19 protein-coding genes are annotated in these 22,914 nt (G+C 70.8%); 4 read left to right on the top strand and 15 right to left on the bottom strand.

The annotated features are described in order from the left end of the window. Positions 1-87 precede the first annotated feature (87 nt). The 4 genes from ACYVNR_RS02175 to ACYVNR_RS02160 all read right to left on the bottom strand — a co-directional run bounded on the left by ACYVNR_RS02175 (position 88) and on the right by ACYVNR_RS02160 (position 8,382). Positions 88-3,438 carry a TM0106 family RecB-like putative nuclease gene (locus tag ACYVNR_RS02175; protein ID WP_461046253.1) on the bottom strand — a complete coding sequence of 1,117 codons (3,351 nt, stop codon included), beginning with the start codon at positions 3,436-3,438 and terminating at the stop codon, positions 88-90. A gap of 168 nt (positions 3,439-3,606) precedes the next feature. Next, positions 3,607-4,206, bottom strand: a complete 600-nt coding sequence (locus ACYVNR_RS02170; protein ID WP_461046251.1) for a DoxX family protein — start codon at positions 4,204-4,206, stop codon at positions 3,607-3,609. A 116-nt stretch (positions 4,207-4,322) separates the two neighbouring features. After that, complete coding sequence (locus ACYVNR_RS02165) at positions 4,323-5,555, bottom strand: McrC family protein (RefSeq protein ID WP_045189961.1); 1,233 nt, start codon at positions 5,553-5,555, stop codon at positions 4,323-4,325. Positions 5,556-5,562: 7 nt separating this feature from the next. Beyond that, positions 5,563-8,382: an McrB family protein gene (locus tag ACYVNR_RS02160; RefSeq protein ID WP_461046249.1), complete on the bottom strand. Its 2,820-nt coding sequence runs from the start codon at positions 8,380-8,382 to the stop codon at positions 5,563-5,565. Positions 8,383-8,742: 360 nt separating this feature from the next. Here ACYVNR_RS02160 and ACYVNR_RS02155 point away from each other — a divergent pair, with 360 nt between their 5' ends. Together ACYVNR_RS02155 and ACYVNR_RS02150 are read left to right on the top strand one after the other, a co-directional pair. Continuing rightward, the gene (locus tag ACYVNR_RS02155; RefSeq protein ID WP_461046247.1) at positions 8,743-9,372 is read left to right on the top strand and encodes a DUF6318 family protein; all 630 of its coding nucleotides are present in this window, start codon (positions 8,743-8,745) and stop codon (positions 9,370-9,372) included. A gap of 476 nt (positions 9,373-9,848) precedes the next feature. After that, entirely contained in the window at positions 9,849-10,277 is a 429-nt protein-coding gene (locus tag ACYVNR_RS02150) for a hypothetical protein (protein WP_461046245.1), read from the top strand. Between the two features lie 145 nt (positions 10,278-10,422). On the opposite strand, the gene arfC is transcribed toward ACYVNR_RS02150, so the two are convergent. The 11 genes from arfC to ACYVNR_RS02095 form a co-directional block, all read right to left on the bottom strand. Next, positions 10,423-10,917: a channel accessory protein ArfC gene (arfC, locus tag ACYVNR_RS02145; protein ID WP_461046243.1), complete on the bottom strand. Its 495-nt coding sequence runs from the start codon at positions 10,915-10,917 to the stop codon at positions 10,423-10,425. After that, positions 10,914-11,177 carry a hypothetical protein gene (locus ACYVNR_RS02140; protein WP_461046241.1) on the bottom strand — a complete coding sequence of 88 codons (264 nt, stop codon included), beginning with the start codon at positions 11,175-11,177 and terminating at the stop codon, positions 10,914-10,916. Before ACYVNR_RS02140 ends, arfC begins: the two co-directional genes overlap by 4 nt. Positions 11,178-11,314: 137 nt before the next feature. Further along, a complete protein-coding gene (locus ACYVNR_RS02135) occupies positions 11,315-11,749 on the bottom strand; it encodes a hypothetical protein (RefSeq protein WP_045189971.1) in 435 nt (144 codons plus the stop codon). 78 nt (positions 11,750-11,827) lie between these two features. Continuing rightward, positions 11,828-12,613, bottom strand: coding sequence for an SDR family NAD(P)-dependent oxidoreductase (locus ACYVNR_RS02130; protein ID WP_458800960.1), 786 nt, complete (start codon positions 12,611-12,613; stop codon positions 11,828-11,830). Next, on the bottom strand, positions 12,606-14,132 hold the full coding sequence (locus ACYVNR_RS02125; protein WP_461046238.1) for an aldehyde dehydrogenase family protein: 1,527 nt from the start codon (positions 14,130-14,132) through the stop codon (positions 12,606-12,608). The genes ACYVNR_RS02130 and ACYVNR_RS02125 overlap by 8 nt, the downstream gene beginning before the upstream one ends. Beyond that, the gene (locus ACYVNR_RS02120) at positions 14,129-14,959 is read right to left on the bottom strand and encodes an ATP-binding cassette domain-containing protein (RefSeq protein ID WP_045189975.1); all 831 of its coding nucleotides are present in this window, start codon (positions 14,957-14,959) and stop codon (positions 14,129-14,131) included. Before ACYVNR_RS02120 ends, ACYVNR_RS02125 begins: the two co-directional genes overlap by 4 nt. Continuing rightward, entirely contained in the window at positions 14,956-16,014 is a 1,059-nt protein-coding gene (locus ACYVNR_RS02115; RefSeq protein WP_461046236.1) for an ABC transporter ATP-binding protein, read from the bottom strand. The genes ACYVNR_RS02120 and ACYVNR_RS02115 overlap by 4 nt, the downstream gene beginning before the upstream one ends. Then, complete coding sequence (locus tag ACYVNR_RS02110) at positions 16,011-16,928, bottom strand: ABC transporter permease (protein WP_082080818.1); 918 nt, start codon at positions 16,926-16,928, stop codon at positions 16,011-16,013. Before ACYVNR_RS02110 ends, ACYVNR_RS02115 begins: the two co-directional genes overlap by 4 nt. Then, positions 16,925-17,875, bottom strand: coding sequence for an ABC transporter permease (locus ACYVNR_RS02105; RefSeq protein WP_045189979.1), 951 nt, complete (start codon positions 17,873-17,875; stop codon positions 16,925-16,927). Before ACYVNR_RS02105 ends, ACYVNR_RS02110 begins: the two co-directional genes overlap by 4 nt. Positions 17,876-17,878: 3 nt before the next feature. Beyond that, entirely contained in the window at positions 17,879-19,414 is a 1,536-nt protein-coding gene (locus ACYVNR_RS02100) for an ABC transporter substrate-binding protein (RefSeq protein ID WP_461046234.1), read from the bottom strand. Further along, a complete protein-coding gene (locus tag ACYVNR_RS02095; protein WP_045189983.1) occupies positions 19,411-20,466 on the bottom strand; it encodes an isocitrate/isopropylmalate dehydrogenase family protein in 1,056 nt (351 codons plus the stop codon). Before ACYVNR_RS02095 ends, ACYVNR_RS02100 begins: the two co-directional genes overlap by 4 nt. Before the next feature lie 163 nt (positions 20,467-20,629). On the opposite strand from ACYVNR_RS02095, the gene ACYVNR_RS02090 reads away from it, so the two are divergent. Together ACYVNR_RS02090 and ACYVNR_RS02085 are read left to right on the top strand one after the other, a co-directional pair. Continuing rightward, positions 20,630-22,060, top strand: coding sequence for an amidase (locus tag ACYVNR_RS02090; RefSeq protein WP_461046232.1), 1,431 nt, complete (start codon positions 20,630-20,632; stop codon positions 22,058-22,060). Continuing rightward, positions 22,053-22,838, top strand: a complete 786-nt coding sequence (locus ACYVNR_RS02085; RefSeq protein WP_045189987.1) for a FadR/GntR family transcriptional regulator — start codon at positions 22,053-22,055, stop codon at positions 22,836-22,838. The genes ACYVNR_RS02090 and ACYVNR_RS02085 overlap by 8 nt, the downstream gene beginning before the upstream one ends. The last annotated feature ends 76 nt before the right edge of the window (positions 22,839-22,914 follow it).

Genomic DNA, 22,914 nt, shown 5'->3' with positions numbered 1-22,914 from the left:
GCGACACATCTGTGGACAACGAGTTCGACTGCGCCACAGTGCGACTGGCGGCAGACCCACCCTGGCAGGGCCCGCTCGAGGCCGAGCTCAGACCGCCTTGGCCTCGTCGACGTAGCGGCACAGCGCGTTGACCGCGCGCAGCTCGTCCGGCGTGTGCACCTCGGCGTCGGTGAGCAGCGGGCTGCCGACGAGCACGGCCATGGCCTTCGCGCGGGAGATCGCGACGTTGAGCCGGTGCAGGTCGTACAGGAACGAGACTCCGCGTGGCGCGAGCGCCGCGGTCGTGCTGGCCATCGAGTAGATGACCACCGCTCCCTGCTGACCCTGGAACTTGTCCACGGTCCCGACCCTGGCCCCCGCGGGCAGCGCGGACGCGAGCGTGGCGACGTGGGCGTTGTACGGCGCCACGACCAGGATGTCGTCGATGCCGATGGGCCTGGTCACCCCAGCGGCGTCGGTCCACGTGCCGCTGAGCAGGTCGGCCACGAGCTCGCTCACGACAGCAGCCTCCTGCCGGCTCGACTGCTCGCAGGGCTCGTCGTGCTCGACGGGGACCCACCTGAGCCCGTCCCCGGAGAGGGCTCCCGGCGCGTCGACTGCGAGCAGGTCGCGGCCGGGTGCGGACTCGAGCCGACCCTCGTAGGCGAGCTCCGACACGAACGCGGTGAGCGAGGGGTGCATGCGGTGCGTGCGGTCGAGGAACACCCCGCGGTGAGGCGGGATGACGTCGTGCACTCCCCCGTCGTCGTCGGTGCGCACGTGGTCGAGCGCCGAGACGCCCGAGCCGTAGGGGTGGACAGCCTTTGTCGGCTGGGTCAGCTGCTGCGGATCGCCCAGCAGGACAAGAGATCTGGCTGCCGGAGCGACCGCGACCGCGTTCGCGAGCGAGAACTGGCCCGCCTCGTCGATGACGAGCACGTCGACGGAGTCGACCATGTCTTCGCGCGACCAGAGCCAGGCGGTGCCGCCGACGAGGTTGGCCTCGCCGCTCGCGAGAGCCGCCGCGATCTGCGCGTTGTCGGTGGTGTGTCGGATCAGCGCGTTGGGGTCGTCGGGCTCGGCACCCTCCTCGATGTTGGTGCCGTCCTTGTGCCACGCAGGACGCTGCACCTCGTCGAGGAGGTTCAGCACGACGGCGTGGGACTGCGCCGTGACGCCCACCCGCAGGCCCGCGTCGAGCAGCTCGCGGATGAGCGCAGAGCCGGCGTAGGTCTTGCCCGTGCCGGGAGGGCCTTGGACCGCCAGCACCTCGCCGTCCAGGCCGAGGCCGACGCGCACGACGACGTCCTTGGGCGCTTCACCCTCGCGAGGCCGCAGCACGTCGGCGGGCGGCACGACGCGGTCCAGGAGGCGCGTGGCGAGGTTGCTGCGTCCGCCGAGGACCAGCGCGCCGGTGCGGGCGATGCTGGCCCGCAGCTCCTTGTCCATGACCGGGCCCGGGCCGCCCAGGCCCCGTGGCCGCGGTGGCTCGAGCGACTTCTTCATCGACAGCTCGACCCAGCCGTCGACGGCGTCGAGGCCGACGACCTTGCCGACGGGGGCGTGCGTGTCGACGTCCGGCACGTACTTGCCGACGGCCACCTTGCAGTCCTGCGGCGGGAACGGGTAGCGCCAGACCTTGCTGCGCTTGACGATCCGCATCTCCTCTGGCTCGCCGAGGTCGCCGATGGCAGTGCCGTCCTCGACGAGCTCGGCCGTCTCGAGCTCCTTGTAGCGGAAGAAGTCCCACCACTCGGGGCGCTTCTCACGCCGGTGCCAGCCGACGAGCCCGGCAATCAGGTGGTGCCCGGCGTCGACGAGGGACTCGGCGAGCTGGATCTCGGCCCGCTCCTCGTCGCCGATCTCGCGCAGCTCCTCGGGCACCGGTCGGGCCAGATCGTGCCCGGACGCGGCCAGCTCGGCCCGCCGCGCCTCGAGCCAGTCGTGGAGGGCGAGGGTGGAGCGGACGTCCTCCTCGTTGTAGCGGCGGATGTCGTCGAGGATCGTCTGGTCGGAATCGCCGTCGTCACGGCCGGCGAGCCAGCGTTCGTACTCGACCACGGACGACAGGCCGTCGGCGACGCCGTCACCCTCGGCCTTGCGCGTGTGGCCCCAGTAGAACTCCTCGAGCTTCTTGATGGAGTAGGAGCCCTTGCTGATGCGCACGCCCTGCCGGACGACGGCGTAGAGGTCGACGAAGACCTCGTGGCGTAGCAGCTGGTCCAGCTCGGCCTCGCGGGTGGCGTGCTGTCCGACGAGCCGTTTGAGGGCGGTCGTCTCGTAGGGCGCGTAGTGGTAGACGTGCATTCCGGGATGCAGCCGCCAGCGCTCGGTGAGCCAGTCGAGCAGGTTGGACGTGAGGCGCCCCTCCTCGTCGAAGTCATGGGCCCAGAACTCGACGAACTCCCCCTGCCGTGTCCAGATGCCGGCGAGGTACTCGCGGCCGGCGCCACCGTCGGCCCACGGGTCTCCCTCGAAGTCGAGGTAGACGTCGCCGTCGTCGGGATCGGGCAGCATCTGCAGGCCGCGCGCAGGCTCGGGGTCGAGCAGCTCGTACTGCGCCCGCCCCGTCTCGCGCTCGGCGAGCTGGAGCCGGGCCTGCTGGAGCAGGCGGCGGCGGGTGCCCGTCGAGAGGCGGGGCGCGAGCTGCTCGTCGGTCGAGGCGGCCAGGGCGCGCAGCGTCGGGATGCCCAGGTCGATGAGGGCGGCCCGGTGGTCGGCGCGCATGCCCGCGACCTGGATGAGGTCGTCACGGTCGAGCCACTCCTGCGCGCACCGCTCCTTCCAGCGGCACTGGCCGCAGTGCTGGACACGGGACGACTCGGTCTCGCGCGGGTTGGCGATGGCGTCGAGCAGCTCGGCCCGGCGGCGGCGCGCATAGGGGGCCACGTCGACGAGACGCCACGGGTGCGCCTCGGTGTCGCCGGTGACGACCGTCAGCCACTGCGGAGGCACACCCTGCAACGTCTCGAGGCGGGCGGCATACGTCGCCATCTGCAGCAGCGCCGGCACCTTGAGCCGGCGGGCGAGCTTGGTATCGGCGATGTCGTAGCGCCACGGGCCCAGGTCGCTGCGTCCACCCTCGGGGAGGTCGACGCGCAGGAGGAAGTCGGCGAGGCCGACCCAGTGACCGTCGTAGAAGGTGGCCTGGTAGATCACGTCGACGCCGCGACGCATGGCGTCGACGGTGGCCGCCTCGGCGGCGATGCCGCGCAGGCCGAGCGCCGCGATGTCCTCGACGACGCGACCCTCTGCGACGAGCCGGTCGAGGTAGGCGCGCTCGTGCTCGAGTCCCTTGGTGAAGACGAGGTTGAGCGAGTCGTCGGCGCCAGAGGGCCGGGCGCCGCGAGTCTCGGCGGCGTCGAGCGCGGCGAGGTCGAGGGTGGTGATGTGCGCGCAGGCCACGTGCTTGGTGAGGTCCGTCGGGCTCAGGACCAGGTGGCCGTCGATGCGCTGCATGCCGCCGAGTATGCCGTCCGCCACCGACAGGCAGACGCCGACCCGGCTCCTCAGCCACCCTTTTGGCACAGCAGGAAGGCGGCCCTCCGAAGAGGGCCGCCTTGCGTGCTCGGGCCGGATCCGGGCCCTTGCCGGTGGCCGCGGCGCGGGGCCGCGGCCACCGCCTCCTCACCGCAGGAGGCCGTTACCGACGTGGCGGCCCCACCACTTGCCCAGGCCCCATGTGTCGCCTGCGAGAGTCGCAGCGAGCACCGCGATGCCGAGGGCCTCGATCCAGTGGCTGTCGATGAGCGGGTTGGTGTAGGCGCCGGTGGTGCCGAGAGGGAACTCGGCGAGGTACATCAGCGCCAGGAGGAGTGCACCGGTCCAGGCCGCGATCTTGAGGCCTGCGCCGGCGAGGAGTGCGACACCGATGCCGAGGAGGCCGGCCATGAACAGCCAGTCGGCCCACGGGCCGGCGATGCTCTTGAAGAAGCTGGCGAACGGGCCTTCAGCGTTCTTCATGAAGCCCTGTGCCGGGGTGCCGCCGTTGACCCAGGCCCTGGCGGCGGGGGTCATGTAGCCCAGTCCGAACATCTTGTCGAAGAAGGGCCAGAGGAAGGTGAAGCCGAGCACGATGCGCAGACCGGCGAGCAGACGACGGGCCACGACCGAACGAACCACCTCCTCCTGGAAGGTCACGACACCGTGGGTCGGCGCGTGGTCGATGACGCTGGCCGCACCCTTGGCTGTGTCGTGAACGCGTGTGTCGCGGTGGATGGTGCGCATGGAACTCAACTCCAGAACTCGGTGTGTTCCGGCAGCTTCTCTGTCGGTACTACAAAGCGTAGTAATGACGTTCGGCTACTACAAGGAGTAGGAGTGTGATCTGTGAGATAGGTGGTTCAGCGACGGGAACGGATCAGCGTGGGCACCTCGAGCTCACCCGGTGCGTCCGCGAGCTCGCGCACGAGGTCGGCGAGCGCGTCGAGCGACTTGCACACGGCGGCATACGACCCGTCGAGCCGGATCGGACGGCACAGGATGCGCGTGCCCGCGTTGCGGATGACGATCTCGGATTCGGGAGCCCGGTCGCTGTTGCAGTGCACGAGCACACCCGTCGGCAGCCCGAGGGCGGTCGTGTACGCGATGAGCTCGAGGTAGTCGCGCGAGGCCATGTAGCCGTCGGCACCCATCGAGTACTTCGCGTCGCCGACGAGGACGACCTCGCTGCCCCGGCGTACGACGAGGTCGGGCGCCATCGTGACCGCGCGTCCCTCGTCGAGCCACACGTCCTCGTCGCTCTCGATGCGCAGGTCGGGCGCGAGACGCAGGTCCAGCTCCTGGGCGATCCAGCGCTGGAAGAGGTCGTCCATGTCGACCATGAGGCTGTTGGCCTGCTGGTCGCCGGCCTCGTGGCTGAGCGACATCGCCTGCAGCACAAGGCGGCTCAGGCGCATCGCGTCCTCGTAGTGCTCGTTGAGGCGCGTGATCGGCAGCGGGGCCGTGTGCTTCGTGGCAGGCGTGTCGGCGACGCCGTCGAAACGACCGAGGACGCGCAGGGCCTCGCGCCTCACGTGCGGCGCGAGCTGGGGCCACGCGAGCATCGCTTGAAGGGTGCAGCGGAAGAGCTGGTTCTCGACGATGTCGGCCGTGAAGTCGTCGAACCGGCACTGCGGCTCGGCAGCGCTCCACGGGCGGCGGGCGAACTCCTCGACGAGCAGCCGGCCGCGAATGGTCCGCATCCGCTCCTCGCGAGGGACGTAGCCGTGCACGAGGCCGCGCATCGTCGCCGAGTCGATGAGCCGGATCGCGAAGTAGGCCACGCCGTCGATCAGCTCGTCCGTGTCGCTCCAGGTCACGTGCTCGTGGTCGAAGGCGTCGGGTGAGACCCCCGCCCCGAGCATCGCGAAGAAGTTGGTGACCGACACCTTCGGCATGACGCGGACGACGAGGCCCGGCACGGCGAGGGCGCCCACCCAGCTCGTCGCCCCGATCGTGACGACGTCGGGGTCGGCCGTCGCGTGGATGACGAGCCGCTCCCCCGCCGCCGCCACGAGGGCGGCGCGGGTGTCGCGGGACAGCCGGACCGGCCCCGAGCGTCCGTGCTCGGGGATCGGGGGCAGCTCGATGGTCATCGGCTCGTCACGGTCGCGTCAGGTCGAGCTGCTGGCCGTAGCGGGCCAACACGTTCTCCCAGCGGAACTGGGCCAGCTCGTGCTCGCGTCCGTAGAGCTGGTCCTCGATGAAGGGGTAGACGTTGTAGTCCCAGATGCGCCGCAGCGTCGCCTCGTCGCCGTCGAGTCCGGGACGCATGAAGTACGAGTGGCCGATCTGCAGGTGCGGGCCCCGCAGCGCGCGCCGCAGGTCCTCGTTGACGCGGTCGACGAGGTTGGCGACCCACACCGGACCGTCGTGGGCCTCGAGCCAGCGGCGGAGCAGACCCTCCATGGGTCCGTCGTGCGGCATGAACGGCACGAAGTCGAAGCGGCGGCGCAGGGCCGCGTCGACGAGCGCGATCGACCGGTCGGCGGTGTTCATGGTGCCGATGAAGTAGAGGTTCGGCGGCAGCTCGAAGCCCTCGTCGGGGCGGTAGCTCGTCTTGACCGAGTGCGAGCGGTACTCGAGCAGGAAGAGCAGCTCACCGAAGACCCGCGGCAGGTTCGCACGGTTGATCTCGTCGATGATCATGATGTGCGGCGTCAGCGGGTCGGCCTCGGCCGCCTCGGCGAGCAGGGCGAGCGGACCCTTGCGCAGCTCGTAGACCATCTGGCCCTGGTGGTCGATCTGCGGCCGGAAACCCTCGAAGAAGTCCTCGTAGCTGCTGCTCGGGTGGAACTGGACGATGTCGCGCTTCGCCGGGTCGGGCTGGAGGGCCTGGGCGAACCGCTGCGCGAGGTAGGTCTTGCCGGTGCCGGGAGGGCCGTAGAAGATGACCTGCTTCTTCTCCTCCAGCAGCGCGCGGATCTCGCGGAGGAAGTCCTCCTCGATGAGCAGCTCCTGGGCAGCCTCGCCGAGCGCGTCGTGGTCGGGCATGAGCGCCTTGTCGGAGCGGCGCATGAGCCAGTACGCGAGCTGCGCCTGCCCCCACGGATCATCCGGCAGCAGCGGGTCGAGCGTCTGCTTGAGCAGGGCGTTGGTCTCGACGTGGGTGCGACCGCGCGACTTGCCGTCGGTCCAGCGGGCGGGGCCGCCGAGCCGGGTGAGCATGGCGATCTTGCCCGAGTCACCGCCCAGGGCGAAGAGCGGCAGCCAGTGCTCCGGGTGGGCGATCGCGAAGAGCTTGAGCACGACGCTCTCGCCGAAGCCCTGCACCGGCACGTCGTCGGAGCCGAGGACGCGGTTGATCCGCTCCTCGTCGCGCCCCTCGCCCCACAGCAGCTCGCGCACCATGAGCCGGAGCTCGTCGATGCCGGTGGCGTCGAGGGCGTTGATGCTGCTGATCAGCACGGACTGGGCGCCGATGTCGCCGTAGCCGCGCGTCGAGACGATGCGCTTGAAGGTCGCGAGGTCGAAGTCCTCGAGGCCCTCGCGGGAGACACAGGCGGCGAAGACGCGCCGCTGCTCCTGGTGCCAGGCGTCGCGCTCGCTCGGGTAGGGCCGCTCGGTGCGGAAGATCTCGACCTCGCTCTCGAGGTCGACCATCGCGGCGAGCTCGAGGCTGGGGTCGTCGAGGGGACCACGCTGGCTGGAGGTCATGAAGCGCAGCAGCGGCGTCAGCGTACGGGCGGTGGCGATGATCTCGTCGACGAAGTCGGCACGACCCAGCGCCTCGTCGCCCTTCCACCAGCGTCCGACGAACGCCTCGCCGGACGGGTACTCGCGGCCGGCCGGCTCGAGGCGGTCGGCGCGGCCGTCCTCGTGGACCTTGAAGAAGGTCAGTCCACGCGGCAGGTGCTCCTGCACGATCGTGCCCACCTCGCGGTGCTGCTCGTCGCTCTCGCCCTCCCAGCCACCGTGCAGGCCGAACGCGACGCCTGACGGGGTGACCCACAGGCGGAAGCCCGGGGCGCCGGCGCCGCCGACGAGGATCCACGCGGCATACAGGTCGGAGCGGTAGGCGGCGTCCTCGCCCGCGTGCTGCTGCAGGGCCAGGGTGGGGGCCTCGAGGTAGAGGCCGGTCTCGGCCGAGAGTCGTTCGATGAGGCTGTCGGAGATGTGGTCGGCCTCGCCGCGCAGCTGGCGCGCCAGGTCGGCGGCGCGCTCCTCGCGCTTGCCGTTGCTGTAGCCCGACGAGGGGCGGAAGTCAGCGGCGATCTCGGCGGCCTCGACGCAGACGTCGAGAGCGCTGGGGGCGATGCCCACGAACGCCTCGGTCTCCTTGAGGTACCAGAGGATGCGGGCTGCGTACTTGGGGTCCTCGGGGCGAAGGGCGCCGCAGAGGTCGGCGAACGCGACGTAGCGCTCGGCGTGGCTCAGGCCGCGCTCGAGCCAGCCGAGCCGCTGGAGCATGTGCGGGGCGTTCTCCCACATGAGCGGCCACTCGCCGCCGTCGTCGGTCGACCAGAAGAGCGAGAGGACGTATGCCGTGTGGCCGGGCCCGGGGGCGCGCTGACCCCTGGCGCCCCCGCGCGCGAGGAACGCCTCCATCGACTGGAGCTTGTCGGCCGCGTCCTGCGGCGAGGCCGGGGTCTGCAGGGTCAGCTTGAGGAGGTCGACGACCTCGGGGTACTCCTCCTCGGCACGCCGGACCAGGGCGGCCAGCCACGGGCCACCGATCGGCCCGAAGCCGACGTAGGGCCCGTCCTTGCGGGTCCACTGGTTCATCGCCTCCTTGAAGGCGAGGAGGTCGCTGGAGGCCACGAGGTCGGCGAGGATCTCCCGCAGCTCCCCGTTGCGTGCCGCGCGCTCGGAGTCGAGCTCGGCGAACAGTGCCTGGGCGTCCTTGTCGGCCTCAGCGGCACGTTCGATCAACGCGTACTTCGCGCGCCAACGCTTGACGTCGACGCTGTCGGTGCGAGACATGGGGCTCCCTTGCACGCCCACTTCTAGGGCGAAATAGCTACTGCGCGCGTGGAGGTGCGCACAGGACCGCGGAAAGGTTACCTGCCAGTCGCCCGTGCTCCGAAACTCGTGGGTGTGTCACCGGTGAGACCCCGGAATCGCAGCGTCGAACGGCCCCTGACGGCAGCGAATCGTCACCATTGTCACCCGTTGGGCCGGCGGAAGCGAACTCGGGGGGCTGTGGACGACGGGCGTCGCTCGGGGTGCGGCTCGGGCAGGATGGCTCTAGGTTCCGAGGAGGAACCGAGCGGGCGCGACGGCCTTCAGACGACGCAACCGCCGACACCACGCACGATGATCGACGATCGACAGGGGACGCCGATGACCGCCGCTGCCAGGGTTCACCGACACCGAAGACTTCTGCCGTATGCCGCCGCGCTGGTCGCGGCCGCGACGCTCGGTTCCTGCTCGGGCGGCGACCCCGGCCCGGCCACGGCGACGCCCCCGGTGACGTCGACGGCGACAACCACCACGACGGCGTCCCCATCCACCACGACCACGCCGGCATCGACCGCCACGGTCGACCCCGTCATCGCCAAAATCCCCGCCGCCGCCCGCACGAATAACCGAGATGGTGCTGTCGCGTTCGCCCAGTTTTACTTCGACGCCCTGAACCGAGCTTTCCGCACGGGCCATGCTGAATTCTTGGCGGCGCTCGGCGAAGACTCGTGCGTAACGTGCAAAGCATTCGCGGAAGGGGTCGAACAACTGGAAGCGAAAGGCCAGAGGTACGGGGGAGACCTGGTCAGTGTGTCCAACGCAAGCCCCATAACGTTCGGCCAAGACGCCAAGAGCATACTTTTGGAGATTGAGCAAGGTTCCGTCCCCATCCTAAACAAAACCGGCGCGCGAGTCGGTATAACGCCAGGGGGCAAGGCCTCGTTCGTGGCGTCCGTCGACTTCAAAGCTGGCCGATGGAGCATGACGAGGCTGCAAAAGGCCACGTCATGAGGGCCGCGGTCTTGGGGGTGGCCGCATGCTTTCTGCTTTCTTCAGCGCCCGGGGCTAACGCAACCGGCCCGAAGCCTAGCGATCCGTGCACGCTAGTTGTGCAGTGTGGAGCAGACCAAACCTCCGCGTACGCAAAGTTAATGCCGCGCGCCGAGGTATTGGCGCTGGAAAAGTTTCCGGGAGATCAGGGCGACACCATAGTGGACCGACCGGAGGACGCCCCCAGATACGAGTACATGTCGCTGAACGACTGTGCGCCAGCTCGTCCAGGGACTGTCACCGAACAGGTGACGTGCACCCACGCGCTTCGGGACTGCCCTGATGATCAAATCGGCCCGCTCCTCCGAATCTGGCGGCGGACCGTCGTTGGAACAGCCGTCACCGAGCCCTGGAGCATCCGCGGATATACCTGCGCGTCTGACGTCGCCCCAGGCGCGCGGCCCACGTTGACGATGGCGGATCTCAAGGCTGCGTTCATGCGGACGCCTTGGTCGAAGCCGCAGATCTCGAGCCAGCCGGCAGGCAACACGACCCTGGTCAACCTGCGCACGTTCTACAAGGTCAACTGGACTCCGAACGGCTTTCAGCCCGGGGAGGTCGACCGGTCTGTGCTGCGCGGGATCCCCGTGCAGATCCGTCCCAAGCTCGTCGGCTTCACCTACGTCTTCGGCGATGGTTCATCAGTGGGGCCGACGACGTCGACCGGCGGCGTCTACCCGGATGGGGACATCACCCACGTCTACAGCGTCAGGGGCCAGTTCCCCGCCCGTGTCGACACGACGTTCGGCGCCGACTTCAGCCTCGACGGCACCACGTGGGACGAGATCCCCTCGACGGTCACCGTTCCCGGTCCCAGCACCGTCGTGACCGTGCGAGAGGCCAAAGGCGTGCTGGTCAACCACTGAGCGCGCACCGCTGCCGGACCGCTGTGCATCGGGTCGCCTGGTGACTCGGTAGTGCCGCGGCGGCCTCGCAGTAACGGAGGAAGCTCTGGCCCGATGGGGTGAACCAACGGAGAGCGTGACAGGAACCTCTCCCCTCAGGCGCAGCTCAGACCCGTTGGCCAGGCCCGCCGTCAGGTTCGTCGTCACCCACCGAGCCAGGCTCCACCTCGACCGCGTCCACTGCCTTGACGGTCTCGGGCTCGCCCACTCCGGCCACGTCGCCGTTGGGCGTCGCTTCGGCCACGGGAGGCACGCTCGCCTCGACGTCGGCACGGGTCGCCTCCCGCTCTGACTCGTGCGAGAGCAGCGCATCCTCGTCCTGGGCGTCGCGGTGCCAGCTCTCGGCCGCCCCGGGGTCGGACGAGAACTCCGACGGTGAGCCCGCAAAGGCTGACGCGTCGTCGACCTCGCCCGGAGACTCGTCAGGCACCGCCGTGGCCGAGGCCCCATCGAGCCTCTCGCCGGCGTCGGCGTCGGCGTCGTCGCTGGCTGAGACCGGGCGATCACTCCTCGAGAGGGGCTCCTCGTCGCCCCGCCTGGTCATCAGCCAGGTGACGAGGACACCGAGCACGAAGGCCACGAGCACGAGCCACCACTTCATCGCTGACCTCCGGGTGTGATCTCTCCGTGGACCGGCGCAGCGGCCGCCGGCGCGGCCGTTCCTCGGCCCGTGACGGCGATGGCGACCAGCGACCCGACGACGAAGCCGACCACGCTCCACAGGAACACGCCCCAGAACCCGCCGTCGCTGCGTCCCGCGAAGCCGAGCACCACGGTCACGACGACGAGCGCGGCCCACCACGGCCAGCCAAGAGGACGAGACCGCGCACCAGCTCTCGGCGCGGGATGGGCCTGGGTCATCGGTCCTCCAAGATCGGGGCACGGCCGCAACAGCAGCCACGTTTGGACGGTACCCCGATGACACCCGGCCGTGACGACGAGACACGGAGGAAAGCGGGGTGTCGCCGCCCGTCGGCTCCCCTGCGCGGGAGCGTCTCTCAGGCGGCTGCGCTGTCCCCTGCGCCCCGCAGCACGGTGACCGCCTCGGGAGCCGCGACGGCGACCGCGTGAAGCGTCACGCCCGCACTGCGGCAGGCACGCTCGAAGGCGGCCCGGAGGTCGTGGTCGCGCGGCGTGGCCGACGAACGGCCTGGCCGGGCGATGACCATCACGACGTCGTGCACGCCGTGTCTTGCGGCCTCGGTCAACGCCAGGGAGACGCGCTCGCCCACCTCGGACGGGTCGACGAGTCGTGGCTCGTCGGGCAGGCACACGGGTTGCAGCAGCCGCCGGTTGGCATGGCACAACAACAGGTAGGTGGCGCCGTCGTCCCGCGACTGGTCGGTGGCGATCAGGTCGACCACACCCTCGAGCACGGCAGGGTCGGTGATCGGTCGTTGGGCCCAGTCCCTCGGCAGATCCTCGAAGCGCATGAGACGAGCATGACGGTGACCGGTGACAGTGGGTCGGCGTTGTCCACACACCCGTGGGCACGCCGGCCCGGGACGGGCTCATGTCGGCGGCGTGTACCTCCCGTCGATCGCGGTCCACCCGCCGTCGACGAAGAGCTGGCTGCCGGTGACGAACGACGACGCATCGGAGGCCAGGTAGACGACTGCGCCGGCGAGCTCGTCCGGGCGCGACCACCGGCCCAGCGCGCTCTTGCTCGCGTACGCCTCCGACCACGCGGGCACAGCGTGGATCTGAGCCGTCAGGGGCGTGTCGACGATGCCCGGTGCGACGGCGTTGACGCGCACGCCGCGCGGCCCGAGCTCCACCGCCGCCGTGCGCAGCAGCTGCACGAGACCGGCCTTGGTGGCCGCGTAGACACCCTGCCCGGGCTCCACGGTGACCGCCCGGATGGAGCTGAAACCGATGATGCTCCCGCGACCACGCTCGGCCATGCCGGCCCCGAAGGCCCGCACGAGGTCGAACGAGGCGCGCAGGTTCAGGGCGACCACCCGCTCGAACTCCTCCGCCGAGTAGTCCAACAGGCGCTTGCGCACATTGGTCGCCGCGGTGAAGACGAGCACGTCGACGTCTCCGAGGTCGTCCGCGGCACGCGCAACTGCCTGGCCGTCGGTGACGTCCAGCGCGTACGCCGCCTCGCCGGCTCCCAGCGACGTCGTCTCCTGCGCCGCTGCAAGGTCCCGGTCGGCGCAGACCACCTCCGCGCCGTGGGCCGCGAGGGCGAGGGCGCTCTCGCGCCCGATGCCGCTGCCGGCTCCCACGACGACGGCCCGGCGCCCGTCGAGGCGGAACAGCTGCGTGTAGTCGGGTCGGTCGTGCTCAGTCACGGACGCCCCCCTGCTTCTCCGGCTCCGTGGCCGGGTCGGTTGTCGTCGACGTCTTCACGCGGCTCGCCGACGGCCGGATGATGGCCATCCGGGTCACGGTCAGCTCCTCGATGGCGAACCGCGGTCCCTCTCGCCCGACGCCGCTGTCCTTGACGCCGCCGTAGGGCATGACGTCGGACCGGAAGCCGGGCACCTCGTTGACGACGACGCCTCCTGCCTCGATGCGGTCGATCGCCGCGAAGGCCGAGCCGAGCCCCTCCGTGAAGACGCTCGCGTGCAGGCCGTATCGCGAGCGGTTCACCACCTCGATGGCGGCGTCGAGGTCGGGCACCGACCGCACGACGACGACCGGTCCGAAGATCTCCTCGTCCCACGCGAGCTCCCCGTCGGGCACGTCGAGCAGCACCGTGGGCTCGATGACCCCGTCGCGTATGCCGCCGCCGTGCACGAGGGTGCCCCCGGCGTCGCAGGCGGCGCGGACCCACTGCGACACCCGTTCCGTCGAGCGCGCGTCGATGAGCGCCGATACGCGGGTCGACTCGTCGCGGGGGTCGCCCACCACGACCTGGTCGATCCGGGACGACAGCGCGTCGAGGAAACGGGCGCGCGCCGACTCGACGACGACGACGCGCTGCACGCTGATGCACGCCTGCCCCGAGGCGTAGTAGCCACCACGGACGACGGCGTCGGCCGCGGCGTCGACGTCCGCGTCGGCAGCGACGACGAGGGCGGCGTTCGAGCCCAGCTCGAGCAGCACCTTGGTGGGCGCCGCGTCACGAGCGATCTGGTGACCGACGGAGGCCGAGCCGGTGAACGAGACGGCAGCCACCCGCGGGTCGGTGGTCAGGGTGACCCCGACCTCGACGCCGCCCGTGACGAGCTGGATGCCCGCCCGTGGACCACCAGCGGCTGCGAGCGCCTCGCGCAGCACGTGAACCAGCCACAGCGTGGCGAGCGGCGTCTGCGGCGCCGGCTTGACGACCACCGGGCAGCCCGCCGCCAGGGCCGGCGCGAGCTTGTGCACTGCGAGGAGGAGCGGGTAGTTGAACCCGGCGATCCCGACGACGACACCGACCGGCTTGCGCACCCAGAACCCGATCAGCCCCTCCCCGCTCGGCAGCAGGTCGAGCGGCACCGTCTCCCCGTGCAGGCGCGCCACCTCCTCGGCGGCCGTGACGAGCGTCAGCAGCGTTCGGTCGACCTCGACCCGGCAGTCGACGAGCGGCTTGCCGGTCTCCAGCACGAGGAGCTGCTCGATGTCCGCTCGGCGCTCGGAGAGCTGCCGGTGCGTCTCGACGAGTGCTGCGCGACGGACGTGCGACGGGAGCGAGCCCATGCGCTCACGGACGGCGGCGGCATACGAAAGCGCTTGTGCGGCAGTTTCGCTGGTGCCGATCGGCGCCTGCGCGACCGTCTCTCCGGTGAAGGGGAAGGTCACGGGAGCGGTCTCCTGGACGTCGACCCAGCCGTCTCCGACGGGAAGCCCTGCGGGGTGCTCCGGGGTGTAGGTGCTGGTCATGAGGGGTCTCCGAGGAGGTCGGCCGCGCCGGCCCCGGCGAGGGCTCGGCGCATGCTGGGCGCCGCCCGCAGGAGGCGCTGGGTGTACGGGTGCTGAGGGTCGTCGAAGATCTGCTGGGTGGGACCGGTCTCGACGATCTCGCCGGCGCACATGACCGCCACGCGCTCACAGACGTGGCGCACCACCGACAGGTCGTGCGAGACGAACACGAGCGTGAGGCCGAGGTCGCCGACGAGGTCGGTGATGAGGTTGAGCACCTGCGCACGCACCGAGACGTCGAGGGCGCTCACGGGCTCGTCGGCGAGCAGGATCGACGGCTTCGGCGCGAGCGCCCTCGCGATCGAGATGCGCTGACGCTGCCCACCCGAGAACTGGTGCGGAAACCGCTCCCCCGCCTCGCGACTCAGACCGACCGCCTCGAGCAGCTCGCTGACGCGGCCCTGGCGGCCGGGCAGGCCCTGAGCGACGAGCGGCTCGGCGATGATGTCGCGCACGCGCATCCTCGGGTCGAGCGAGCCCATGGGGTCCTGGAAGACGAGCTGCAGGCTCGAGCGGAGGAAGCCGAGGCGGCGCTCCGGGAGCCCCGAGACCGTCTGCCCCTCGACCTGCACCTCGCCACTCGTCGGCTGGTCGAGGCCGGCGAGCAGCCGCATCAGGGTCGACTTGCCGCAGCCGGACTCGCCGACGATGCCGAAGCGCTCGCCCCGCTCCACGTCGAACGACACCCCCTTGAGCGCCTCGACGACAGGCCCGGGACGCCGGAGCGAGGTGCGCGGTCGCCGGTAGTCGCGGCGCAGGTCGCGGACGGTGATCGCCGGCGTGGTCATGAGGCGCGCTCCTCGTGAGCGGGATGGTGGCAGGCGAACCCCTCGCCAGGGTCAGGACCGGTCCAGGCCGGCGTCGTCGCGCACACCTCGGTGGCGTGGTCGCAGCGGCTGCGGAACACGCAGCCCTCGGGGAAGGCGCCGGCCGCGGGGACGGTGCCGCGGATGGTCGGCAGGCGTCCACCGGGTGGGGCGTCGTCGAGGTCCGAGGCGGCGAGCAGGCCCTGCGTGTAACGGTGTCGGGGCCGGCGGAACACCTCGTCGACGGCGCCGGCCTCGACGACGCGACCGCCATACATCACCAGCACCCGTTCGCACACCGTGGCGACGACCGACAGGTCGTGGGTGATGAAGAGCAGGGCGGCGTCACGGGCCTCGACTCCCCTGACGATGAGGTCGAGCACGCGGGCCTGGACCGTGACGTCGAGGGCCGTCGTCGGCTCGTCGCACACGAGCAGGGCCGGGTCGTTGGCCAGGGCGATCGCGAGGACGACGCGCTGGCGCTGTCCGCCGGAGAGCTGGTGGGGGTACGCCTTCGCCGCGTCGCCGGGATCGGGCAGCCCCACCTGGTCGAGCAGCTCCACGGCCCGCCGGCGAGCCGTACGCCGGTCGGTGCCGCCGCGACCGTCGCGCCCGCCGCGACCGTCGCGACCCCGGCGACCGGCGTGCACCGTGATGGTCTCAGCCACCTGGTCGCCGACCCGCATGGTCGGGTTGAGCGCGGTCATCGGCTCCTGGAAGACCATGGCGACGTCGCGGCCCCGGACGCCGGCGAGGTCGCGTTCGCGGGCACCGACGAGGTCGCAGCTGACACCGGCCAGTCGGATCGAGCCACTCACGTCGGTGTCGTCGGGCAGCAGACCGAGCAGCGCGAGGCTGGTCAGCGACTTGCCGGAGCCCGACTCGCCGATGAGGCCGACGCGCTCACCCCGGTCGATGCTGAAGCTGACGTCGTGGAGCAGGTGGTGCCGGCCGATGCGCACGTCGAGACCGACCACGTCGAGCACCCGTTGGGCACCGTCGCTCCGTGAGCTCGGCTGCGCTGCAACGGCACTCATCGCCGGTCCTCCATCCGCGGGTCGTAGTGGTCCCGGAGCCCGTCCCCGAGGAGGTTGAAGCCGAGCACTGCCAGTGCAATGGCGATGCCGGGCACGACTGCCAGCCTCGGCGCGGCGAAGAGCAGCTCCTGGCTCTCCTGCAGCATGCGTCCCCAGCTCGGCGTCGGTGGTGGCGTGCCGAAGCCGAGGAAGGAGAGCGCTGCCTCGGCGAGCACCGCGATGGCGAAGGAGACCGAGGCCTGGACGATGACGAGGCCGCTGACGTTGGGCAGGACGTGGCGCAGGCCGATCGCCCACGGTCCACGGCCCGCCGCCCGGGCCGCCATGACGTACTCGGTGGAGAGCACCTGCAGCGCCCCGCTGCGGACGAGGCGCACGAAGCTCGGCACCGACGCGATGCCGATGGCGACCATCGCGACGAGGGTGCTACCGCCGTAGACAGCGCTGAACATGATGGCGAGGAGCAGTGCCGGGAACGCGAGCAGCAGGTCGATGCCGCGCATGAGGGGCTCGCCCAGCACCCGGGGCGCCATGGCGGCGATGATGCCCAGCGGCACTCCGACGAGGCCGGCCACGCCGACGGCGACGAGCCCGACGAAAAGGGTGGTCCGCGCGCCGACGAGGACCTGGCTCAGCACGTCGCGGCCGAGCTTGTCGGTGCCCAGGAGGTAGTCGGGGTCGCCGATGGGACGCAGCCGCGCGGCGGCGTCGACGAAAGTCGGGTCGTGCGGGGTCCAGACGAACGACACGAGCGCCATCAGCACCACCACGCCGACGATGACGGCGCCGACGAAGAAGCTCGCGCCGGGACGCCGACGCGGACCCGAGCCCACCGCGACCGGATCGGTGGCCACGGTCGGGGCGCTCGGCCCGTCGAGGGACCCGGCAGGGCGGGGCGTGGCGTCGGTGCTCATCGCGTGGCCACCTTCAGTCTCGGGTCGATGACGAGGTAGAGCAGGTCGACGACGAAGTTGACGAGCAGGACGGCGAGCACGAGCAGCATGACGATGTCCTGCACGAAGATGAGGTCGCGATTGGCCACCTGGTCGAGCAACAGGCTGCCGAGGCCGGGGATGACGAAGACGCGCTCGACGACGACCGCCCCGATGAGCAGGGTCGCCAGCTGCAGGGCGAGCACGGTGACGACCGGGATCGCCGCGTTGCGGAAACCGTGCCGGCGCAATGCTTGCAGCGACCCCAGGCCCTTGGCGCGGGCCGTGCGGATGTAGTCCTCGCGCTGCACGTCGAGGATGGCGCTGCGGACGTACCTCGTGAGGACGGCCCCTTGCACGAGGCCGAGCGACAGCACCGGTAGCACGAGCTGGCGCAGGAACTGGGCGGGGTCCTCGTTCGGCGGGGTCCAGCCGTTGGCCGGCAGCCACTGCAGCTTCACCGCGAAGATCGTCACGAGCAGGATGCCTGCGAGGAAGGCAGGAACGGCGACGCCGACCTGCGAGATCGCCGACAGGACGAGCCCGCTCGGTTTGCGGTGCCGCAGGGCCATCACGGTGCCGAACGGCACCGCGATGACGAGCGCGAGCACCATGGCGCACACGACGAGCCACAGGGTGACCTGGAGGCGGTCGACGATCTGCGGCGCGATCGGCACCCGGGAGACGTAGCTGTTGCCGAGGTCGAAGCGGAGGAACCCACCCATCCAGGACAGGTACTGGCTCACGAGCGGCTCGTCGAGCCCGAACTCCCGACGCAGCTGCGCCACGGACGCCTCGGACGCGTTGACCCCCAAGGCGACCCGCGCCGGGTCACCCGGCAGCAGGGCCATGAAGACGAACACGAGCACCGAGCTGACGACGAGGCTCGCGACGAGGGTCGCGGTGCGTCTGAGGACCTGGAGCAGCATCCGTCAGGAGCGGGCGAGCCCGGCGAGGTCGAAGGACTCGGTGATCGCGTTCTTCGGCAGGCCCGTGATGCCCTTCTCGGCGACCATGAGGTTCGGCAGGATGAAAAGCACGTCACCGGCTGCGTCCTCCGACAGCTCGCGGGCCGCCTTCTTCATCAGCGTCACCTGCTGCTCGGGCGAGCCTGAGTCTGCCGCCTTGAGGTCTGCCTGGAGCTGCTTGTTGTCGTAGCGCGTGTAGTACTTCGGGTCGCCGAAGACCGCAGGCAGGTCGCGCGGCTCGACGTGCGCGACGATCGACATGTCGTAGTCGGCGTCGGTGAAGACCGTCGAGAGCCAGACGGCCGGGAACTCGAGCTGGTCGAGGGTGACCTTGAAGCCGGCCTGCTCGAGCTGGCTCTTGACCACCTGACCGCACGAGACGGCATACGGCAGGGACGGGATGCGCAGCCGGACCGGGGTCGTGGCCGCACTCGTCTGCGCGAGAAGCGACTTCGCCTTGTTGACGTCGTGCGGGTAGAGACCCGTCAGGTCCTCGTACCACGGGTCGGTCGGCGGGACCATGCTGCCGGCGAGGGTGCCGCGGCCGGCCCAGCAGGTGTCCATGAGGGCCTTGTGGTCGATGGCGTAGCGCGCGGCCTGGCGCACCTTGAGGTCGTTGAACGGCGCCTTGCCGTTGTTGAACGACAGGAGCACCTCACCGTTGGTGGTGCCCTCGACGATCTCGTACGCGTCGTTGCCCTGGAACTGCGCGAGCGACTCGGGTGCCTGCACCGTGCCGATGACGTCGATCGTCTTCGTCAGCAGCGCGTTGTTGAGCGCCGTCGGGTCCTTGAAGTACTTCAGGGTGACCTGCTGGAAGAAGGGCTTCTTGCCCCAGTAGCCCGGGTTGGCCTTGAGGCTGATCGAGTCGCCGCGTCGCCACTGGTCGAAGACGAACGGGCCCGTGCCGACCGGCTGGGTCGCGAGGTCGGCCACCGCCTTCTCGGTCATCATGGCGCCGATGCGCGTCGACATCCGGTAGAGCCAGTCGTTGCTCGGCTTGCTCAGGGTCACCTGCAGCTTGGTGTCGCTGAGCGCCTTCGCGTCGGCCACGACGTCCATGGCGGCCTTGAGGGAGATCGTCCAGTCCTTCTTGACCCGGTTGATCGAGTAGACGGCGTCCTTCGCGGTGAAGGCCTGCCCGTCGGTGAACTTCGCGTTGTCGACGAGCTCGAAGGTGTAGGTCTTGCCGTCGGGCGACACGGTCCACGACGTGGCGAGCGAGGGCGTGATCTTGCCGTCCTGGTCGACGGTCACGAGGGTCTCGTAGACGTTGTCGAGCAGGGCCTGCGGGATGGCGGCGCCGTCCTTGGTGGTGAAGTCGAGGCTCGCCGGCTCGGCCACGAGGCCGACCGTCAGGGAGGTGTCGCCGCCGCCCTGGGAGCCGCCGGCACCGCCGGTGCCTCCCGAGTTGGACGAGCCGGAGCCTGCCGAGCAGGCCGCGGTGAGGGCGAGGAGCAGCGCCGCGGACGCCGCCGTGCCGATGCGGGTGGGCTTCATCGTGACTCCATCTCGTGCAGGACCGCTGCGGCCAGCTGCGAGGTGCTCGCGGTGCCGCCGAGGTCGGGGGTGTGGTGCTGTGGGGATCGGAGGGTCGTGGTGAGTGCGGTCCGGATCGCGTCGGCGGGTCCGGAGTGCCCGAGGTCGTCGAGGAGCATGGCCCCGGAGAGCAGGCAGGCCGTCGGGTTGGCGATGCCTCGGCCGGCGATGTCCGGCGCCGAGCCGTGCACCGGTTCGTAGATACCCGGCACGGCGCCACCGGGCTGCACGTTCGCACTGGGCGCCATGCCCATGCCGCCGGCCAGCACGGCCGCGAGGTCGCTGAGGATGTCGCCGAAGAGGTTGCCGGCCAGTAGGACGTCGAGCGAGTGCGGGGACTGCACGAGGCGGGCGGCCATCGCGTCGACGAGGACGACCTCGAGCTCGACCTCCGGGTGGTGCTGCGCGACCTCGCGCACCACCGAGTCCCAGAGCGGGTATCCGTGGCGCATGGCGTTCGACTTCGTCACGAGCGCCAGCTTCCCGCGCCGCTGCGCGGCCAGCCCGAACGCGTACTCGGCCGCCCGTTCGATGACCCGCCGGGAGTGGACGGCCACCTCGATGCCGATGTCGTGGCCGGTGCCCGCGTGAGCCAGTCCGCCGGCTCCGACGTACTCGCCCTCGGTGTTCTCGCGGACGATCACGAGGTCCACTCCCTCCACGTCACGGACGCGGCTCGGGACGCCCTCGAAGGCGCGCACCGGGCGGACGTTGACGGCGAGGTCGAGCTGCTGGCGCAGACCGATGATCAGGCCCCAGACGAGCTCGTGGTCGGGGACGTCGGGTCGACCGACCGCGCCGAACAGGACGGCGTCGTGACGGCGTACGGTCTCGGCGCCGTCGCTGGGCATGGCAGCGCCCTCGCGAACGAATCGGTCCGCGCCCCAGTCCAGCTCGGTGACCTCGAGGTGCTCGCCGTGGCTCTCGAGCGCGGCGGCGAGGACGGGCAGGGTGGCGGCCACCACCTCGGGCCCGACGCCGTCGCCGGGGATCGCTGCGAGCCGAACCGTCATCGCTCTCCTGTCCGTGCTGGTCGTCGTCGACCCTCGGATCTGCACTGGTCTGACCAGTAGACTTTTTCGCCGTGAGAGGTACCGTTTCTCTCATCAGGCCGGATGTCAAGACCTCGTCCGGCGGCCCAGGCGGCCGAGAGCCGTCCGACGCGGAAGGACGCCCATGCCGCACCCCCCTGGCCGGCCGGCCAGCCTCACCGCCACCGAGCTCGTGCGGGCGTATGCCGTGGGTGACCTCTCGCCCGTCGAGGTGCTGCGTGACGTCGCAGACGTCATCGCCACTCGCGAGCCGGAGCTCAACGCGTTCTGGCAGCTCGACCTCCAGGGCGCCGAGACGTCGGCTCGCGCCAGCGAGAAACGCTGGCGCAGAAGCGAGCCCGCGGGACCCATCGACGGTGTGCCGGTCACCATCAAAGAGAACCTGGGCCGGGCCGGCGTGCCCATGCCGGCCGGCAACGCCGGCGTCGAGCCGGTCGTGCCCACGCGCAGCAGCCCTGTCGCGGAGCGCATCGACGAGTCCGGCGGCGTCGTGCTCGGCTCCACGGTCATGCCCGACTGGGGGATGCTCAGCTCCGGCGTCTCCAGCCTGCACGGCATCACCCGGTCACCATGGAACCCGGCCCTGACGACCGGAGGCTCGAGCTCGGGCGCCGGCGCAGCCGCAGCAGGCGGGTACGGGCCCCTGCACGTCGGCACCGACATCGGCGGCTCGATCCGCCTGCCCGGCACGTGGCTCGGGCTGACCACGCTCAAGCCGAGCGCGGGCCGCGTACCCCTCGACACCCCCTACCTCGGCCGGGCGGCTGGACCGATGACCCGCTCGGCGCGCGACGCCGCCCTGCTGCTGTCGGTCATCAGCCGACCCGACGCCCGCGACTGGACCAGCCTGCCCCCGACCGACCTCGGCACGGTGCTGCCGCCCGAGCCCCTCGACGTCCGCGGCCTGCACATCGGCCTGCACCTCGACGCCGGGTGCGGCCTGCCGCTCGACCCCGAGGTGCGCTCGGCGGTGGAGGCCGCCGCCCAGGTGTTCGCCGACGCGGGTGCCGACGTCGCCCCGCTCGACCCGTTCATGACCCCACGCATGCTCCACGACCTCGACGAGTTCTGGAGGGTGCGGTCGCTGGCCGACTTCGACGCCCTCGCCCCCGAGGCCCGCGAGAGAGTGCTGCCGTTCATCCAGCGGTGGGTGCTCGCCGTGAGCGACGTCGACGGCCGCTCGGTGCTGCGCGACTACGCCAGCATCATGGCGCTGCAGCAGGCGACGGTCGCGGCGACCGAGGCCTTCGACCTCGTGCTCTCCCCCGTCGCGCCGGTCCTCGCCTTTCCCGCCGAGTGGCCGATGCCGTGGGGCGAGGACGACGAGGGAATGGCCCACATCGGCTTCACCGCGCCCTACAACATGTCGGGCCAGCCCGCCGCGTCGGTCAACTGCGGCTTCACGGCAGATGGGCGCACCATCGGGCTGCAGGTGTCCGGCCGCCGCTTCGACGACGTCGGCGTGCTGCGCGCCGTCGACTGGTTCGAGGAGCATCGAGGCGCGGCTGCGACGCCTGTGTGGCCGATCCCCGCGGCAGGAGACCAGCGTGGCTGACAACCCCTCCGCCTCGCACACCCCGACCGGCCGCGGCTTCGAGCCGGTGCGCTCGGTCCGCCTCTACGAGCGCATCGTCGAGCAGGTCGAGGAGGCGATCGCCCGCGGCGAGCTGCGCCCGGGACAGCGCCTACCCAGCGAGCGCGAGCTCGTCGTCCAGTTCGGCACCAGCCGGGCCACGGTGCGCGAGGCGCTGCGGGTCCTCGAGAGCAACGGCGTCGTGCGATCACGCCCCGGCGACCCGAACGGCCCGGAGATCCTGCCGTTCACGACCGGCGGGCTGACGAAGCAGATGCGCCGGCTGGCGCGCGCCGACGGGCTCTCCCTCTCGCAGCTCCTCGTGTCGAGGATGATGCTCGACTCGACGGCCAACCGTCTCGCCGCCGTGCTGCGCACCGAGGCCCAGCTCGCCGAGATGGACGCCGCCATCGAGCAGATGCGCACCGCCGTCGACGGCGGCTACGGTTCGTTCAGCGAGGCCGACTTCGCCTTCCACGAGGCCATCGCCCGCGCGAGCGGCAACACGCTCATCCAGGTGTGCAACGGGGTCGTCCGTGACACGGTGCTCTCGCTCATCTCCGACAAGATCGCCCACGCCCGCAACGCGCAGGCGCTGATGAAGCGGTCCCTCGGCCACCACGAGCAGGTGCTGGCGGCGATCCGTGCCGGCGACGGCCCCGAGGCCGGACGGGCGTCCCTGCACAGCCTCTACGACTACTACGCGAGCTACGTCCCCAAGGCCGAGCGCGCCGCCCTCGAGGCCCTGCTCGACGAGTGACCCTGCCCGACGGCCGACAGGGACCGCACGGCAGAATGCGTGGCTCGGTCACGTCGTCGACGACTAGGAGAACAGC

It is taken from the genome of Terrabacter koreensis (assembly GCF_054783315.1).
This window is presented reverse-complemented; position numbering and strand designations above follow the sequence as displayed.

Coding starts and splice junctions, on each gene's coding strand:
- ACYVNR_RS02175 (WP_461046253.1), bottom strand. CDS start 3,438: ATGCAGCGCATCGACGGCCACCTGGTCCTGAGCCCGACGGACCTCACC.
- ACYVNR_RS02170 (WP_461046251.1), bottom strand. CDS start 4,206: ATGCGCACCATCCACCGCGACACACGCGTTCACGACACAGCCAAGGGT.
- ACYVNR_RS02165 (WP_045189961.1), bottom strand. CDS start 5,555: ATGACCATCGAGCTGCCCCCGATCCCCGAGCACGGACGCTCGGGGCCG.
- ACYVNR_RS02160 (WP_461046249.1), bottom strand. CDS start 8,382: ATGTCTCGCACCGACAGCGTCGACGTCAAGCGTTGGCGCGCGAAGTAC.
- ACYVNR_RS02155 (WP_461046247.1), top strand. CDS start 8,743: ATGACCGCCGCTGCCAGGGTTCACCGACACCGAAGACTTCTGCCGTAT.
- ACYVNR_RS02150 (WP_461046245.1), top strand. CDS start 9,849: ATGCGGACGCCTTGGTCGAAGCCGCAGATCTCGAGCCAGCCGGCAGGC.
- arfC (WP_461046243.1), bottom strand. CDS start 10,917: ATGAAGTGGTGGCTCGTGCTCGTGGCCTTCGTGCTCGGTGTCCTCGTC.
- ACYVNR_RS02140 (WP_461046241.1), bottom strand. CDS start 11,177: ATGACCCAGGCCCATCCCGCGCCGAGAGCTGGTGCGCGGTCTCGTCCT.
- ACYVNR_RS02135 (WP_045189971.1), bottom strand. CDS start 11,749: ATGCGCTTCGAGGATCTGCCGAGGGACTGGGCCCAACGACCGATCACC.
- ACYVNR_RS02125 (WP_461046238.1), bottom strand. CDS start 14,132: ATGACCAGCACCTACACCCCGGAGCACCCCGCAGGGCTTCCCGTCGGA.
- ACYVNR_RS02120 (WP_045189975.1), bottom strand. CDS start 14,959: ATGACCACGCCGGCGATCACCGTCCGCGACCTGCGCCGCGACTACCGG.
- ACYVNR_RS02115 (WP_461046236.1), bottom strand. CDS start 16,014: ATGAGTGCCGTTGCAGCGCAGCCGAGCTCACGGAGCGACGGTGCCCAA.
- ACYVNR_RS02110 (WP_082080818.1), bottom strand. CDS start 16,928: ATGAGCACCGACGCCACGCCCCGCCCTGCCGGGTCCCTCGACGGGCCG.
- ACYVNR_RS02105 (WP_045189979.1), bottom strand. CDS start 17,875: ATGCTGCTCCAGGTCCTCAGACGCACCGCGACCCTCGTCGCGAGCCTC.
- ACYVNR_RS02100 (WP_461046234.1), bottom strand. CDS start 19,414: ATGAAGCCCACCCGCATCGGCACGGCGGCGTCCGCGGCGCTGCTCCTC.
- ACYVNR_RS02095 (WP_045189983.1), bottom strand. CDS start 20,466: ATGACGGTTCGGCTCGCAGCGATCCCCGGCGACGGCGTCGGGCCCGAG.
- ACYVNR_RS02090 (WP_461046232.1), top strand. CDS start 20,630: ATGCCGCACCCCCCTGGCCGGCCGGCCAGCCTCACCGCCACCGAGCTC.